Source organism: Winogradskyella sp., from assembly GCF_045105575.1.
Lineage (GTDB): Bacteria > Bacteroidota > Bacteroidia > Flavobacteriales > Flavobacteriaceae > Winogradskyella.
The window spans coordinates 16,203-32,933 of the sequence record NZ_JBGCDQ010000026.1; the positions used below are offsets into that span (position 1 = coordinate 16,203).

Consider the following 16,731-nt stretch of genomic DNA (forward strand, 5'->3'; position numbering starts at 1 on the left):
TTGCTAATAAAGAAGTTATTACGAAATATTATTGTTAAAACACGAATAGACAACTGTTAAAGTTTAAACTATTTTGCATTTTCAATTACGGTTTTTCCACAGTTAACATTTCTTTAACAAATAAAGTATTTTTCAACTTGATTATTTGAGTTTTTATTTTTTAAGTTTACGATGTCGAAAGTGTCACTTTGATGATCGGAAGTCACGCAAAGTGATGCGGACGACAAAAATACTTGAGTATCTAGCTTGCGCAAGCTTTTTTATTTTTATCCCTTCAAACCCCTTTATTAGTAGCGCAAAACAAAAGACTTCCACTTTTAAATTGACTTCCAAATTTCATGACTTTGTTATAAAGTAAAAATGACTTCCATAATCAAAGACTTCCATTCCCTAATTGTTTAGGGTACAAAATTATTTATTAATCAACCTATCAAAAAAATGTGATAGGTTTAAAATCTTTAAATTATGAAGAAAAAAGTTTTTAGCCTTATGGCTGCGTTCTTACTTATGGGAGGTACAACTAGTATTTCTGCTGAATCAATTGCAACAAATGAAACAACTAATGAAGATTATGGTTGTGCGTCTGACTGTGTTAGAGCTGCTAGAGCAGTAATACAATTCGCGTCTGACGTATTAGGTGAAGATCCAAATGATCATATTGATGATTATTTGAACTTATACCATAGTTGTTATGCTCAAAATTGCGAATAAATAATCTAAATGAGATTGCCTAAAGTACTATTGTTCCTGCATGGCAATCTCATTTTAAATATGTACCTATGAAAACGATTTATAAAATATTTATAATTATATTATTAATGAATTTCAATGTTGGTTTTTCTCAAGACGGTATTAGAGGAAGAATCACATATACTGTGTCTTTAAATATTCCAAAAGAGCGACTTGACGATTATGAGAAATCAAATAAAGATAAAGGAGTAAGTTCAGAAGCTATAGCTATTTTAAAAAATTCAAAAAATGTTAATAGTATATTGGAGTTCAGTATGGGTGAGTCTAATTATTATGTGTTGGACGAATTAGACAATGATTCATCAAAAAATGAAATTGTTAATTTCGTTAAGACAAGAGCTGGAGGTAGTAAAGTATATTACACTGAAAACAATACTAACTCTATAGATATATTTGAGCAAGATTGTAAATTAGGTGACTGCTTTTTAATAGAAAATGAGATTTTTGACTGGAAGTTAACAAAAGAAACTAAAAAAATAAATATCTATACTTGTTATAAAGCAATTATAAATTACAAAAATAAAGATATTATTTTTTGGTACACACCTGAAATTCCTACCAGATTCGGTCCTAAAAATTTTTCTGGATTACCAGGAGCAATACTAGAGATTCAAGAGGGTTACTTTTCTTATAGTGCAATAAATATTGAATTAAACTTAAAGAGTGATGAACTTTCTATAGAAAAACCTAAAGGTGAGCTAGTTACGAAAGATGCATATGATAAAATGCTAAAAAAAGCATTTCCAGAGTTTTTCGATAAAAATTAAATAAAAGGTTCTAAATCAGTTAATTTTTGTGTCTCAAAAAAGTTTAAGGTTTTTATTCATAACAACTCTGTTTATCACTATAGGATTCTTCGCTTCTAGTCATGCGCAGCAGATTCTAGTTTTAGGTAAGGTGTCGGACACCTTACAAAACCCTTTAGCATATGCAAATATTTTAGCTCTTCCTCAAGCAGATGACCAAGATATAAAATTCGCAATTACAGAAAAAGATGGCAGCTACAAACTTGGCTTAGCTAAAAACCAAACCTACGAAATCACGGTAAGTTACATAGGCTATAAATCACAAACACTCAGCATAACCACCACAGACCAAGACCTCGTTAAAAACTTTGTCCTCAAAGAAAACCCAGACCAATTAGATGAGGTCAACATCAAATACACACCACCAATTACTGTAAAAAAAGATACGATTACCTACGATGTCACAAAATTCGTTACTGGTGAAGAGCGTAAACTAAGAGATGCTTTAAAAAAATTACCAGGTGTTGAAGTCGATCGCCAAGGTAATGTGATGGTTAACGGCAAAAAAGTGACAAAAGTTTTAGTAGAAAACAAAACCTTTTTTACGGGTAGCAGCAAACTCGCTGTAAATAATATACCAGCAGATGCTGTTGAAAAGGTAGAAATTTTAGATAATTACAATGAGGTTGCCATGCTAAAAGGCTTGCAAGACTCTGAGGATATGGCCATGAATATCTTATTAAAAGAAGACAAAAAGAAATTTGTGTTTGGTGATATTGAGGTTGGTGCTGGTGTTGAAGAACGTTATCTGTTGCATCCTAATCTGTTTTATTACAGCCCAAAAACCAACGTTAATTTTATTGGAGACCTCAATAACCAAGGTATAAAGAGTTTTAGTTTTAATGATTATTTAGAATTTGAAGGTGGTTTTGGCAAGCTTTTAGATGATGCTAGTAGTTACTTTAGTCTTTTTAATAGCGATTTTGCCCAATACCTCAATAACCAAGATTTTACGGATAATATTAACCAGTTTGGTGCACTAAATATTCGGCAGTCCGTTTCAGACCATACAGATATTAGTGGATACTTAATTACTTCTAATTCTAAAACAGAAACGGCAAGTACTACTTTAAATGCTTACCAAAATATTGCTGAACCCTTTATAGAAGATAGAACTGTTACCAACAATTTAAATAATTTTTTTACCATTGGTAAAGTGACCATAGATTACGACCCAAGTTTTAAAGAAGACTTTGCTTACAATGCCTTTGTAAAAGTAACTAATAACAACAGTAATGGTCTGGTAAATACCATAAGCCCAAATAGAACAAATACTATAAATACCTTAACGGATATTACATCTCTTAACTTAAAACAGAATGTGACCTATAGTCGTAAACTTTCTAAAGCACATACGGCTACTTTAGAGGCCACCTATAATTTTCAGAATGATAAGCCCATTACAGAATGGCTAACCAACCAACAGATTTTGCAAGGTTTAATACCTTTAGAAGATGATACGGTCTTTAATATTTTACAAACCAAAAAATCAAGATCGCATAACTTTAATGCCATCATTAAAGATTATTGGGTGCTTAATAACTTTAACCATCTTTATACAAGTGTGGGCATCAATACCTCTTTTAACAATTTTTTTAATGAAGATGTACAATTACTAAGTAATGGTAGTGTTAATAATTTCAATTCCGCTGGTTTTGGTAACGATTTTGGGTTTCAATTTATTAATTCTTATTTAGGCTTAGAATATAAATTTCAAATAGGTATTACCACTTTTAAACCTGCAATTTTTTATCATGGTTATTTGTGGCGCACGCAACAATTTGAAAACGCTGAAACGTTTTCTAAAAATCTGTTGTTACCTCAATTTACAACTAAAGTAGAATTTAACAATAGTGAGAAATTAAATTTTCGTTACCGCTTAAATGCGCGTTTTCCTGGTATTAATCAATTAGCTAATAACTTTATACTATCTAGTTTTAATAACGTGTTTAGAGGAAATAATCAATTAGAGAATCAATTGTATCATACAGCATCATTATCTTATTATAAATTCAGCTTATTTAGAAACCTTAATTTTAATCTCAATACCAGTTTTAATAAACGTACCCAAACTATAAAAACGGTGAGTGAACTTAATGGGATAGATGCGTTTAATACCACAATTATGTTTGATCAACCAGAACACAATTGGACCCTTAGTGGACGTATTTCAAAAAAGATTAATAAAATCCGTTATAACCTCAATTCTCGTTTTACTTACAGTGATTTTTTTCAAATTTTAAACGATGATATTAATCTTAATATTTCTAAATCTATTTCTTCTACAATAGGTGTTGAAACAGCATTTAAAAAACATCCAAATTTAGAAATCAATTACACTAAAGATTTTAGCAATTACCAAGCCACTGGCTTAAATAATGAATTTGAAAATGATCGTTTTGAAGTTATTTTAGAATACCACTTTTTAGATGATTTTATATTTAAAGCAGATTATACGTTTGATAATTATAACAATAAAAGTCAAGCTATAAATACCACTTTTGATACGGCAAACGCCTCTTTATTTTACCAAAAAGAAGATAGTCCTTGGGGATTTGAGGTTAATGCCACCAATATTTTTGATGTACGGTTTAGACAACAAAACTCATTTAATGCTTTTGTAATAAGCGATAGCAGAACTTTTATTTTACCGAGGATTGTGATGTTTAAGGTGAGTTATAAGTTGTAATTTACGAGATACTGAAACAAGTTCAGTATAACAAAACTTCGTTTTGTTAAAACCAAAACCCTAAATTAAAAAACCAATAGCTTCTACCTGTGTCTGGCGAAAACGTATATTTTGCTTCTAAAGGCCCTAAAAATGTTTCTAAAGAATAACCCATGGCATAGCCACTGAAGGTTGGTGAAGAGAAAAACTGACCTGTTTCAAAAAGGCCATCTCCAATATTTGCATAGTTAGCCGCTAGTATGATATGATGTTTTTTAAACACCTCATAATCTAAAGTCAATGTTGCTTTCACAAAACTATCTCCTGTAAGGCTCAAATAATCGTAACCGTAAAACGAATAAAAATTATTAATAAAATTGGCTCCATAACCTCCAAGAGCAAAGCCTAATGAGTTTGTAGATTTATCTCCTATTTTAAAGCCGCCATTAGTTTCTGTTTTTAGAGCCAACTTATCATTAAAACTAAAGGCATAACCCAAATCTGCTCTAGCAATGGAGAATTCATCAAAATCTGAGTTAAAATCAGACGCATTTAAGTATAAATGAAAGTTACCATTAAAATAAAATCCACTTTTGGGGAAATAGAAATTATCGTAATTATCAAATTTTAAATTGCCAAATACACTAAAATAATCGGTATTCTCAAAAGTAATTTCATCGGCCAAATCATCATCAATAATAGTTTCCGAAGTGATTTTTAAACGTTTGTGCTCTGCACCTAATTGTAATGCAAAATCGCGTCTAAAAATAGTTTGTAAATACACTTGATTGGTAAAATCTGAAACTTCAGCATCAATTTTATTTAAACCTACTAATAACGGAGAATCTTCTTCTAAGGCCAGCAATGGATTCACATTTTTGTTGAACTGATTGAAACGCGATTTTAAGCCAATACTGACATAGAATCCTTTATCAATAAAATAATCAAAATTATATCTGGTATTATCACCTAAAATGACGTCTAAAGACGCAATATCGTTATTAAATAGTAATTTCTTTTGAGTAAGATTCGCCAATATCGCGCTTTTGTACAAGCCATCGTAATGAATACCTAGTCGTAAAAAGGTACTAGTTTCAGATTCGGATAATTGGCCTTCTAGATTATATTCAGATGTGTTTTCCAAAGGTTCTAATTCATATCTAAACGTGTCAAAGTTATTAGTCGCTAAAAGATTACTGATGCCTTCTTTAAAATCCGTAAAACTGATTTTCTCGTTACCCTTCAATTTTAATTTACCCACAATATAAGATCTTGTATAACGCTCATTGCCTTCTATGGAAATATTATTGATGGTAAGACTATCTAAAATTTTAATTTTTGCTCGTTTAGTCAGCTCAGATTTCTGTTGATTTATGTCTTGTAATTTAGTGAGTTGCGCTCTGGTTGCAGCTTCACCGTTATGAATAATATTCTCGCCTTCATCAAAAGAAATAACGGAGTAATCTGTAATGTCTGGTTTAATATAAATATCAGTTAATTCTATTTTCCTTTTCATCAACTCAATACTGCTAAAACTTCCAGTTTGTATTAAAATATCTGGAGCAGATTTCAATGTCTTACGATCCTTGAGATCGTCTTGCACATCCACACCAATAATAATATCCATGCCTTTGGCACGCAATTCTTCCACAGGATAATTATTAGTGACTCCTCCATCAACCAGAATTCTTTCTCCCATTGTAACTGGCTGGAACAAGGATGGTAATGCACCACTTGCTGTAACGGATTCAGCCAAATTACCTTTGTCTAAGATTAAAGATTCACCTGTTTCTAAATCTGTGGCAACACAAAAGAAAGGAATTGGCAATTTGCTAAAGTCCTTAATATCATTAACAGGAAGCATTAAATGGTATAGTAAATTATAAACGTTTTGGCCTCTTGATAAAGCGGATGGCAGACTGACTTTAAATTTATCGAAAGGCAAGCTTACCGCATATTTTTCAGAATTTTCACGTTCATAAAACGACTTGGAAGATCGCGGAAATTTGTCATTGATTAACACATCAAAATCTTGCGCTTCAAACATCGCCTCCAACTCCTTACCTGAATAACCAGAGGCATACAACGAGCCAATCATAGCTCCCATACTTGTACCAGCAATATAGTCGACCTTTATTCCTAAACTATCAATAACCTTAAGCACACCAATATGCGCAAAACCCTTTGCTCCTCCTCCACTTAATACCAAACCTATTTTAGGCTCGTTTTGGGCCGTATTATTTTGTGCTTTTATTTGAAAAAGCGTTAGACAAAAAAGGATTACTATGAAATGTGTTTTATGCATTAATTTAAACTTACAAGGTTTTGGCTTCGCTCAGCTACTGTAAAACCTTGCTGATTATGATGATTATTTTTATTTTGATAAACCTGATGGGTTTTATGGTCACTGAGCGAAGTCGAAGTGAATCGACTTCAACACCTGTCAAGAAAATTATAATTTACTCTTTATGATAAAAATTATAAACTTTATTCGCTCTAGAGACACCAACGACTTCCTCTAACTCATCTAACTTAGCATTGGCAATACGTTTTACGGTTTTAAATTGCTTCATTAAATCGACTATCGTTTGCTCACCCACACCAGGAATATTTTCTAATTCTGTGGTTAAAGCACCTTTGCTTCTTCTGTTTCTGTGATGTTCTATCCCAAAACGGTGTGCTTCGTTTCTTAATTGTTGAATAATTTTTAAAGTTTCACTTTTCTTATCTAAATACAATGGAATAGGATCATCTGGATAAAACAATTCTTCCAAACGTTTAGCAATGCCAATGATAGCGATTTTTCCGCGCAATCCTAAAACATCTAAGCTTTTTAACGAAGATGATAATTGCCCTTTTCCACCATCAATGATAATGAGTTGTGGTAAGGGTTGGTCTTCATCTAACAAGCGTTTGTAACGTCTGTAAACGACTTCTTCCATAGATGCAAAATCGTCTGGACCTACTACTGTTTTAATATTAAAGTTGCGATAATCCTTCTTGCTTGGTTTTCCGTTTTTAAAAACGACACATGCTGCAACAGGATTTGTACCTTGAATATTTGAGTTATCAAAACATTCAATATGCCTTGGTTCTTCAGACAAGCGTAAATCCGCTTTCATTTGTGCCATAATTCTGTTGGCATGCCGATCTGGATCTACCAATTTTACCTGCTTAAATTTATCCATTCTAAAATATTTGGCATTTCTGATTGATAAATCTAGTATGCTTTTTTTATCTCCAAGTTGCGGAACGGTAATTTTTAAGTCGCCACCTAAATTCACTTTAAAAGGGACATAAATTTCTCTACTCATTGAGTTGAAACGTTGTCGTATCTCCGTTATTGCCAATTCTAATAATTCGGCATCAGATTCTTGTAATTTTTTCTTTAATTCTAGCGTATGCGACCTAATAATAGAACCGTAACTTAATTGTAAAAAGTTAACATAAGCATAGGTTTCATCGCTCACAATAGAAAACACATCTACATTACTAATCTTTGGGTTGACAATGGTAGATTTGGCTTGGTAGTTTTCTAAAACTTCTAATTTTTCTTTAATTTTCTGAGCGTCTTCAAATTGCATGGCTTCCGCACAATGCCGCATTTGTGTTTTAAATTGTTGCAAAGAATCTTTAAAATTACCTTTTAAAATTTCTCTAATGGCTGTGATATTCGCAAAGTATTCTTCTTCGGATTCGTAACCTTCGCATGCACCTAAGCAATTTCCTAAATGGTATTCTAAACACACCTTATACTTTCCGGCTTCAATTTTAGATTCCGACAAATCATAATTACAGGTTCGTAATTGGTATAAGCCTTTTATTAAACCTAAAAGGGTTTTTACCGTTTTCATACTGGTATAAGGTCCAAAATATTCCGAACCATCTTTAATAATGCGTCTTGTTGGGAATATTCTCGGGAAACGTTCTTTTTTAATACAAATCCAAGGATAGGATTTATCGTCCTTCAATAAAACGTTGTACTTCGGCTTGTATTTTTTTATGAGGTTGTTCTCAAGTAGCAAAGCGTCGTTTTCAGTTTCTACCACAATATGCTTTACTGAAGCAATGTTTTTAACCAAAACGCGTGTTTTACCATAATCATGATGCTTATTGAAATAACTACTAACACGTTTTTTTATATCTTTTGCTTTGCCAACATAGATTAAACGCTCGTCTGCATCAAAATATTGATACACACCAGGCTGATGTGGTAAGGTTTTAATTTGTATGTCTAGGGTAGATTCTGGCATCTATCCAAAGGTAATAATTCATTAAAATAATCGTATGTTTTTAATGCACTTTATGACTACCTTGCCCATCTTTTTATAGAACTAATTATTGATGAAAAAGATTTTAGGACGTGTGGATAAGGTTGACTTTCCGGAATTAAAACTCAACACTATCGATGTTAAAATAGATACAGGTGCTTACACCTCTGCCATTCACTGTTCTAAAATTAGAGAAGCAGACGGCAAACTCTACTGTATTTTTGAAAGTAAGGGCCATCCCAACTTTAAAAGTGAAGAAGTGGTCTTTGATACCTATACCTATACTGATGTAAAAAGTAGCAACGGACACAAGGAAAACCGTTATAAAATTAAAACAACTGTCTTATTCTTTGGGAAAAAGTATAAGATTAACTTAACTTTAAGCACAAGGGACGATATGAGATTCCCTGTATTAATTGGTCGCCAATTTTTGAAAAACAAATTTTTGGTCGATGTCGATTTAGAAAACCAATCCTTTAAACAAATTATAACTAAATGAACATAGTCATTCTTTCGCGTAATCCTAATCTTTATTCAACAGCAAGACTTTTGGAAGAAGCCGAAAAAAGAGGCCACAAAGTTGAAGTGATAGATCCTTTAAAATGCGATATCATTATAGAGAAAGAAAAACCCACTATTTATTATAAAGATCGCTATTTAGATTATGTGGATGCAATAATTCCTAGAATTGGAGCTTCGGTTACTTTTTATGGCTGTGCAGTGGTGCGTCAGTTTGAAGAAATGGGAGTGTTTACCATTGCGTCTTCGGATGCGATTTTAAGATCGCGAGATAAACTGAAAAGTTTACAACGTTTAAGCAAAGCCGGAATTGGCATGCCAAAAACCGTATTTACCAATTACTCGCGCGATGTAGAAGAAGTTATTGAGCACGTTGGCGGCACACCTGTAATTATTAAATTACTAGAGGGTACACAAGGCCTTGGTGTGGTTTTAGCAGAAAGTAAAAATGCGGCAGAATCGGTATTAGAAGCCTTTAATGGCTTACAAGCTAGAGTGATTGTACAAGAATTTATAAAAGAAGCTAAAGGCGCAGATTTAAGAGCCTTAGTCGTCGATGGACAAGTGGTTGGTGCTATGAAACGCCAAGGCAAAGAAGGCGAATTTAGATCTAATTTGCATCGTGGTGGTTCTGCAAATATTATAAAATTAGATGCAGACGAACTCAAACTAGCCATGAATGCAGCTAAAGTTTTAAAGCTCCCTGTTTGTGGTGTAGATATGTTGCAATCTGGTCGTGGTCCCTTGTTATTAGAAGTGAATTCCACTCCTGGTCTGGAAGGTATTGAAGGTGCCACACATAAAAATATTGCTAAGGCTATTATTGTGTTTATTGAGCGGAATAGAAAATCGTAGGGACAAGTCGCTACTTGTCCGTACCAAACATTCTTGCGAGAATTGTGCACAATGCAAAAGATATTATAAATGAGTAAAAAAGATATTTTAAATATTTTAGGAGTTGAAGTTGCTCCTGGTAAAAGTGCAACGGTAACCTTTGAAGTTGCCAAATTACATACCAGAAACACCTTAGATGTTCCTATAATTATTGAGCGTTCAAAAAAGCCAGGACCAACGGTTTTAATTACTGCAGGTATTCATGGAGATGAAGTTAATGGTGTTGAGATTGTTAGGCAAATCATTGCCAAGGGTATCAACATTCCTAGAACAGGTACCACTATCTGTGTTCCAGTTATTAATGTCTTTGGGTTTTTGAACATGGACCGTTTGTTTCCAGATGGACGCGATTTAAACCGTGTATTTCCTGGAAACGCTAATGGCTCATTAGCCAGCAGAGTTGCTCATTTTGTTATGACCGAATTGGTACCTCATGTTGATTTTGCTATGGATTTTCATACTGGAGGAGCCGATCGTTTTAATGCGGCTCAAATTAGAATAGTTAAAGACAATCCCAAGCTGACCGAATTGGCGCATGTTTTTGGTGCGCCATTTATTTATTATTCTCAAAACTTAAATAAATCTTACAGAAACGCTTGCGATAAAGTTGGTGTGCCTATGCTTTTATTTGAAGGTGGCAAATCTTTTGATATTGACACCAACATCACCAATACTGGTGTTAACGGAGCAAAACGCGTACTCAATCACTTTGAGATGCTTAGAACTAAATTTAAAGTATCGCGACCTAAAGTAGATGCCGTCATTATTAAAGATAGTAAATGGCTAAGAGCTAAATATTCTGGTATGTTTAAAGCTACTGTAAAAATAAACGCGCATGTTACTAAAGACGATGTTATAGGCAATATTACAGATCCTTATGGTAGTTTTAATTATTTTGTAAAAGCACCGAGAACAGGTTATATCTTTAATGTAAATCAGTCACCTATTATATATCAAGGTGATGCTATTTTTCATATTTCTACAGAAATTGAAGACTAATGACAAAGCAAGAATTAAGAAGTAAGTATAAAGGATTAAGGCAAAACCTGTCTGACACTGACATTGAAAATCACAGTCTCACTATTGCCAACCAACTTCTTAAACTTCATATTTGGAATAAATCCTTCTACCATATTTTCTTAAGTATTGAAGAACAAAACGAAATTAACACCGATTATATCCTCAATATTTTAGCAGGAAAAGATAAGCATATCGTCATTTCTAAAAGTAATTTTGAAGCGTGCAGTATGACGCATTTTCTACTAACCGACAGCACAACTATTAAAAAGAATCACTACAACATTCCTGAACCTGTTGATGGTATCGAAATTCAATCGTCGCAATTAGAAGTGGTATTTATGCCGCTTTTAGCTTTTGATAAAATAGGAAACCGCGTTGGTTACGGAAAAGGCTTCTACGATCGGTTTTTAGCCGAATGTCAACCTGATACTATAAAAATTGGACTTTCTTTTTTTGAAGCTGAAGATGAAATTTTTGAAGCTTCGGAAAATGATGTTAGGTTGGATTATTGTGTGACGCCGAATCAGGTGTTTCAATTTTAGGAGCATCACCAAAAGCCCTCTTATTAAACACAATTAAAATACCAATACCTGTGCTAATGGCCATATCAGCAACATTAAAAACAGGATCAAAAAACGAGAAGTATTTTCCACCAATGAGCGGTAAACTTTCAGGCATTACACCACTCCAAATAGGAAAATAAAGCATATCAACCACATCACCATGAAACACCTTAGCATATCCACCGTTTTCTGGTAAAAATGTGGCGACTTGCATGACACTATCACTAAATAATACTCCGTAAAAAACAGAATCTATAATATTACCCAAAGCACCTGCAAATATTATAGAAATGGCGAATATTAGCGTTTTAGATTTTTCCTTTTTAATAACGTCAACCAACCAAAATGCAATTCCGGTAACGGCAACAATTCTAAATAAAGTTAAAATTAATTTTGCAGATTCATCTGAAATAAAACTAACAAAGTCACTAATTTTAGTGCCCCAAGCCATACCGTCATTTTCTACAAAAGCAATTTTAAACCAAGAAAACACCCTAACATCTTCACCTAATTGAAAGTGTGTTTTTATATATACTTTACTAATTTGGTCTATCAGTAGAATAACAATAATTATAAACGAAGCTTTCTTTAGGGACATTTAAATAAAATAATTTTCACAAAAATAAAGGATTAATCGGTCTTAACAACCGTAATGTTTCCATTTATAGAGGTCAAATTCCAAGTTGAATTTGACATCGAAAATTCATCTAAAATCACTTTTCCGTGATTAGAACTGGCTTCAACATTCGCACTTTTTGTCCAGATAGTAATATCTCCATCGAGTGTATTTATCGTTGCTGTTTTTACGTCACCTTTAACTTTGCATTGCCCTTGTTTTAATTCAACAAATAAGGATTTAAACGTTCCTATTAAATTGACAGAACCGACATCACTTAAAATTTGTAATTTAAGTTGTTCCGGAATTTCAAGATGCAAAGTTGCTGCAATGACCTTATGCGCATTGCGTTTATCGTCTGGTATGGCTTCAAAAGACAACTGTTCTAAGCTTAAATTGAGTGTGCTTTTATCTTCTTTTATTACCATCTGAAAGTCATTTTGATATTCACCATCTAAGGTTGATGTGACACTAATATCATCTGTTTTTGATGTTGTCACCGAAATATTAAAAATTTGATTCCCATTGATTGAAATGAATTCAATATGCTGCGCAGATAGTTGTTTTTGAAATTTGTTTTGACCTACAAGAACAAAAGTTGAAAGACTGAACACTAATAAACAAAAAGACCTCACAGATTTTTGAAACCTGTGAGGTCTAATATTTTTTAAAGCATTTAATTTTTTTATCATAAGATTCCTGCCTACGCAGGAATTGGTTATTGCATATTTTTAGCTTCAATACTCAAAGTCGCATGTGGCACTAATTTTAAGCGCTCTTTATTAATGAGTTTTCCTGTAACGCGGCAAACACCATAGGTTTTATTTTCGATTCTGATAATTGCATTTTTCAAATCTCTGATAAACTTTTCTTGACGAATGGCTAATGCCGAATTCGCTTCCTTACTCATGGTTGCACTGCCTTCTTCAAAGGCCTTGAATGTCGGTGACGTATCGTTAGTACCATTATCATGATCATTCATGTAAGCACTTTTAATTAATTCTAAATCGTGCTCTGCCTTTTTTATTTTATTTTGAACTATAGTTCTAAATTCTTCTAAGTCTTTGTCAGAAAATCTGACGGTGTTGGTGTTTTCTGCCATAATATATTAATGTTTTTGAATAAACAATTTGGTATTTACTTCATCAAAGGCAATTTCTATACCATTGTTTAAAGTATCTACAATTTTTAAGTCTTCGGTTAGCGTTTCCGATTTAATGTACGCTTCGTTTGAAGCCACTGCAGCTGCAATTTGAGCATCATTCTGTAATTGTACGTCAATTCTGTCAGTAACCTCAAATCCTGAATCTTTACGTAAGTTTTGAATGCGGTTTACAAGTTCTCTCGCCACTCCTTCTTTGCGTAATTCTTCATTTATGGTGACATCTAAAGCTACTGTTAACGCACCTTCATTAGCCACAAGCCAACCTTCAATATCTTGCGATGTAATCTCTACATCTTCTAAACCTAAAGTTATGCTATTTCCGTTAATTTCTAATTCTAAATGTCCTTTTTGCTCAATATTTTTTATATCAGCAGCAGATAATTGATTTACAGCACTAGCAATCAGCTTCATATCTTTTCCAAATTTAGGTCCTAAGGTCTTAAAATTCGGTTTGATTTGTTTTACTAATATGTCTGATGCGTCTTGTAACAATTCAATTTCTTTGATGTTAACTTCGTGTTTAATTAAATCTGCAACGGCTTCAATTTCTTCCTTTTGTTGTTGATTATCAACAGGAATCATAATTTTCTGCAATGGCTGACGCACTTTAATCTTCTCTTTAGCTCTCAACGATAATACTAAAGAACATATTGTCTGCGCACTCTCCATTTTACGTTCTAAAACTTTGTCGATAACAGCTGTATCTGCTTTTGGAAATTCTGCTAAATGTACACTTTCAAACGTTTCCTTTTTGGTTACGGCATTTAAGTCTAAATACAAACGATCCATAAAGAATGGTGCAATTGGTGCTCCTAACTTCGCAATCGTTTCCATACAGGTGTACAATGTTTGGTATGCTGAAATTTTATCGGTTTGGTAATCGCCTTTCCAGAAACGTCTTCTGCTTAAACGTACGTACCAATTACTTAAATAATCTTGTGTAAAATCTGAAATGGCTCTCGCTGCTCTCGTTGGTTCATATTCCTCATAAAATTTGTCAACTTTTTGAATTAAGGTGTTCAATTCTGAAAGAATCCAACGGTCTATTTCTGGTCGTTCTTCTAATTTAATATCTGCTTCACTATAATTGAAACCATCAATGTTTGTATATAATGTGAAGAATGAATACGTATTGTAAAGTGTTCCAAAAAATTTTCGACTCACCTCAGCAATGCCTTCGCTATCAAATTTTAAGTTGTCCCAAGGATTCGCATTACTAATCATATACCAACGCGTGGCATCTGCTCCGTATTTTGATAAGGTTTCAAAAGGATCTACAGCATTACCTAAACGCTTAGACATTTTTTGTCCGTTTTTATCTAACACGAGTCCGTTTGAAACCACGTTTTTATAAGCTACAGAATCGAAAACCATAGTGCCAATAGCGTGAAGTGTGTAAAACCAACCACGTGTTTGGTCTACGCCTTCAGCGATAAAATCTGCAGGAAAGGCTTCGTTATTATCTATTAAATTTTTATTCTCAAATGGATAATGCAATTGTGCATAAGGCATAGAACCAGAATCGAACCATACATCTATTAAATCACTTTCGCGTTGCATTGGTTTTCCTAAAGCTGATACTAATACAATTTTATCGACGACGTTTTTATGTAAATCGATGGTATCGTAATTTGCTTCAGACATATTACCCACTTCAAATTCTGCAAAAATATCTTCAGACATTATACCTGCATCAACAGACTTCGTCATTTCGGCTTTTAATTCTGCAACAGATCCGATACAAATTTGTTCTTTGCCGTCTTCGGTTCGCCAGATTGGTAATGGGATTCCCCAAAAACGTGAACGTGATAAATTCCAGTCGTTTGCGTTTGCTAACCAGTTTCCAAAACGACCTGTACCTGTGGATTCTGGTTTCCAATTAATCGTCGTGTTTAACTCGTGCATTCTCCCTTTAACGTCTGTGATTTTAATAAACCACGAATCTAATGGGTAGTATAAAATGGGCTTATCCGTACGCCAACAATTTGGGTAACTGTGCTTATATTTTTCGACTTTAAAAGCCTTGTTTTCTGTTTTTAATTTAATGGCAAGCTCAACATCTACTGAACGTTCTGGTGCTTCACCATCATTGTAATATTCGTTCTTAACATACTTACCTGCAAATTCGCCTAATTCTGGTCTAAATTTACCTTGTAAATCTACTAATGGTACTAAATTTCCATGGTCATCTTTTACTAAAAGTGGTGGAATTTCCGGTGTGGCTTGTTTGGCAACCAAAGCATCATCTGCTCCAAAAGTTGGTGCTGTGTGTACGATTCCGGTTCCATCTTCTGTAGTGACAAAGTCACCTGAAATGACTCTAAAGGCGTTTTGTTTGTTTTCAAATTCGCAACCGTAATCTAAAATTTGTTCGTAGGTAATACCTACTAAATCTTTTCCTTTGAATTCTTTAACCACATAAAAAGGAATCTTTTTGTCTCCTTCTTTGTAGTCTATTAATTCTGGTTTTGTTTCAACCTTTTTGAATTTACCATCAAATTGTTTGTTGACTAAGGCTTTAGCCAAAATAACATTCATTGGTTTAAAGGTATATTGATTATACGTTTCTACTAAAACATAATCAATTTTTGGCCCAACAGTTAAGGCTGTATTACTTGGAAGCGTCCAAGGTGTTGTTGTCCAAGCTATGAAATAGATATCACCTTCGTTTTGAAGAAAATCTGGCAATGAGTCTTCGTTTGCTTTAAACTGCGCTACAACTGTTGTGTCTGTGACATCTTGGTATGTACCTGGCTGGTTTAACTCGTGTGAGCTTAAACCTGTACCAGCTTTTGGTGAGTACGGCTGAATGGTGTAACCTTTATATATTAAATTTTTATCGTAAATCTGTTTGAGTAGCCACCAAACCGTTTCCATATATTTGGACTTATACGTCACATACGGATTGTCCATATCTACCCAATAGCCCATTTTTTGTGTGAGGTCGTTCCAGATATCTGTGTAGCGCATTACGGCTTTTTTACACGCTTCGTTATACTCCTCAACCGTAATTTTTTTGCCAATATCTTCTTTGGTAATCCCTAATTCTTTCTCAACTCCAAGCTCTACTGGTAAACCGTGTGTATCCCAACCTGCTTTTCGTTTTACCTGAAAACCTTTCATTGTTTTGTAGCGTGGAAAGATATCTTTAATAGCGCGAGCTAGAACGTGGTGTACGCCAGGTAATCCGTTTGCTGAAGGTGGTCCTTCAAAAAATACGAATGGTGGTTTGCCTTCTCTAGTGGTGACACTTTTATCGAAGATGTTATGTTCTTGCCAATAGTTACCGATTTCATCTGCAACTTTTGATAAGTTAAGTCCTTTATATTCAGGGAACTTTGTGCTCATTATTCTGTTTTCTTATAAGTCTACGAAATTACAGAATTTTGAGGGAAAAATTAATTTACTTTTTATTAAAAAAAATAACAAGACATAAGTCTAAAATACACCTCTTAAAAA

General features: G+C 33.6%; 13 protein-coding genes. 7 read left to right on the forward strand and 6 right to left on the reverse strand.

Features of this window, described 5'->3' with window-relative positions; genetic code table 11:
- Window positions 1-465 precede the first annotated feature (465 nt).
- The 3 genes from AB8B52_RS06385 to AB8B52_RS06395 all read left to right on the forward strand — a co-directional run bounded on the left by AB8B52_RS06385 (window position 466) and on the right by AB8B52_RS06395 (window position 4,245).
- A complete protein-coding gene (locus AB8B52_RS06385; RefSeq protein ID WP_406026342.1) occupies window positions 466-711 on the forward strand; it encodes a hypothetical protein in 246 nt (81 codons plus the stop codon).
- 68 nt (window positions 712-779) lie between these two features.
- Window positions 780-1,517: a GLPGLI family protein gene (locus AB8B52_RS06390; RefSeq protein WP_406026344.1), complete on the forward strand. Its 738-nt coding sequence runs from the start codon at window positions 780-782 to the stop codon at window positions 1,515-1,517.
- Window positions 1,518-1,545: 28 nt separating this feature from the next.
- Window positions 1,546-4,245, forward strand: a complete 2,700-nt coding sequence (locus AB8B52_RS06395; RefSeq protein ID WP_406026346.1) for a carboxypeptidase-like regulatory domain-containing protein — start codon at window positions 1,546-1,548, stop codon at window positions 4,243-4,245.
- Window positions 4,246-4,291: 46 nt separating this feature from the next.
- On the opposite strand, the gene AB8B52_RS06400 is transcribed toward AB8B52_RS06395, so the two are convergent.
- Together AB8B52_RS06400 and uvrC are read right to left on the reverse strand one after the other, a co-directional pair.
- Window positions 4,292-6,529, reverse strand: a complete 2,238-nt coding sequence (locus AB8B52_RS06400) for a patatin-like phospholipase family protein (protein WP_406026348.1) — start codon at window positions 6,527-6,529, stop codon at window positions 4,292-4,294.
- Window positions 6,530-6,683: 154 nt separating this feature from the next.
- Entirely contained in the window at window positions 6,684-8,477 is a 1,794-nt protein-coding gene (gene uvrC, locus AB8B52_RS06405; RefSeq protein ID WP_406026350.1) for an excinuclease ABC subunit UvrC, read from the reverse strand.
- 88 nt (window positions 8,478-8,565) lie between these two features.
- Here uvrC and AB8B52_RS06410 point away from each other — a divergent pair, with 88 nt between their 5' ends.
- The 4 genes from AB8B52_RS06410 (at window position 8,566) to AB8B52_RS06425 (ending at window position 11,470) form a co-directional block, all read left to right on the forward strand.
- On the forward strand, window positions 8,566-8,994 hold the full coding sequence (locus tag AB8B52_RS06410; protein ID WP_406026352.1) for an ATP-dependent zinc protease: 429 nt from the start codon (window positions 8,566-8,568) through the stop codon (window positions 8,992-8,994).
- Window positions 8,991-9,869: a 30S ribosomal protein S6--L-glutamate ligase gene (gene rimK / locus AB8B52_RS06415; protein WP_406026354.1), complete on the forward strand. Its 879-nt coding sequence runs from the start codon at window positions 8,991-8,993 to the stop codon at window positions 9,867-9,869. Before AB8B52_RS06410 ends, rimK begins: the two co-directional genes overlap by 4 nt.
- Window positions 9,870-9,938: 69 nt before the next feature.
- Window positions 9,939-10,907: a succinylglutamate desuccinylase/aspartoacylase family protein gene (locus tag AB8B52_RS06420; RefSeq protein ID WP_406026356.1), complete on the forward strand. Its 969-nt coding sequence runs from the start codon at window positions 9,939-9,941 to the stop codon at window positions 10,905-10,907.
- The gene (locus AB8B52_RS06425; protein WP_406026358.1) at window positions 10,907-11,470 is read left to right on the forward strand and encodes a 5-formyltetrahydrofolate cyclo-ligase; all 564 of its coding nucleotides are present in this window, start codon (window positions 10,907-10,909) and stop codon (window positions 11,468-11,470) included. The genes AB8B52_RS06420 and AB8B52_RS06425 overlap by 1 nt, the downstream gene beginning before the upstream one ends.
- Here AB8B52_RS06425 and AB8B52_RS06430 read toward each other — a convergent pair.
- Genes AB8B52_RS06430 through ileS form a run of 4 tightly spaced genes read right to left on the reverse strand, consistent with a single transcriptional unit; the run spans window position 11,424 to window position 16,620 of the window.
- Complete coding sequence (locus AB8B52_RS06430; RefSeq protein WP_406026360.1) at window positions 11,424-12,089, reverse strand: lipoprotein signal peptidase; 666 nt, start codon at window positions 12,087-12,089, stop codon at window positions 11,424-11,426. The genes AB8B52_RS06425 and AB8B52_RS06430 overlap by 47 nt on opposite strands.
- Window positions 12,090-12,121: 32 nt before the next feature.
- Window positions 12,122-12,799: a hypothetical protein gene (locus AB8B52_RS06435; protein WP_406026362.1), complete on the reverse strand. Its 678-nt coding sequence runs from the start codon at window positions 12,797-12,799 to the stop codon at window positions 12,122-12,124.
- Between the two features lie 26 nt (window positions 12,800-12,825).
- A complete protein-coding gene (locus AB8B52_RS06440; protein WP_406026364.1) occupies window positions 12,826-13,209 on the reverse strand; it encodes a TraR/DksA family transcriptional regulator in 384 nt (127 codons plus the stop codon).
- 6 nt (window positions 13,210-13,215) lie between these two features.
- Window positions 13,216-16,620, reverse strand: coding sequence for an isoleucine--tRNA ligase (gene ileS / locus AB8B52_RS06445; protein WP_406026366.1), 3,405 nt, complete (start codon window positions 16,618-16,620; stop codon window positions 13,216-13,218).
- Window positions 16,621-16,731 lie beyond the last annotated feature (111 nt).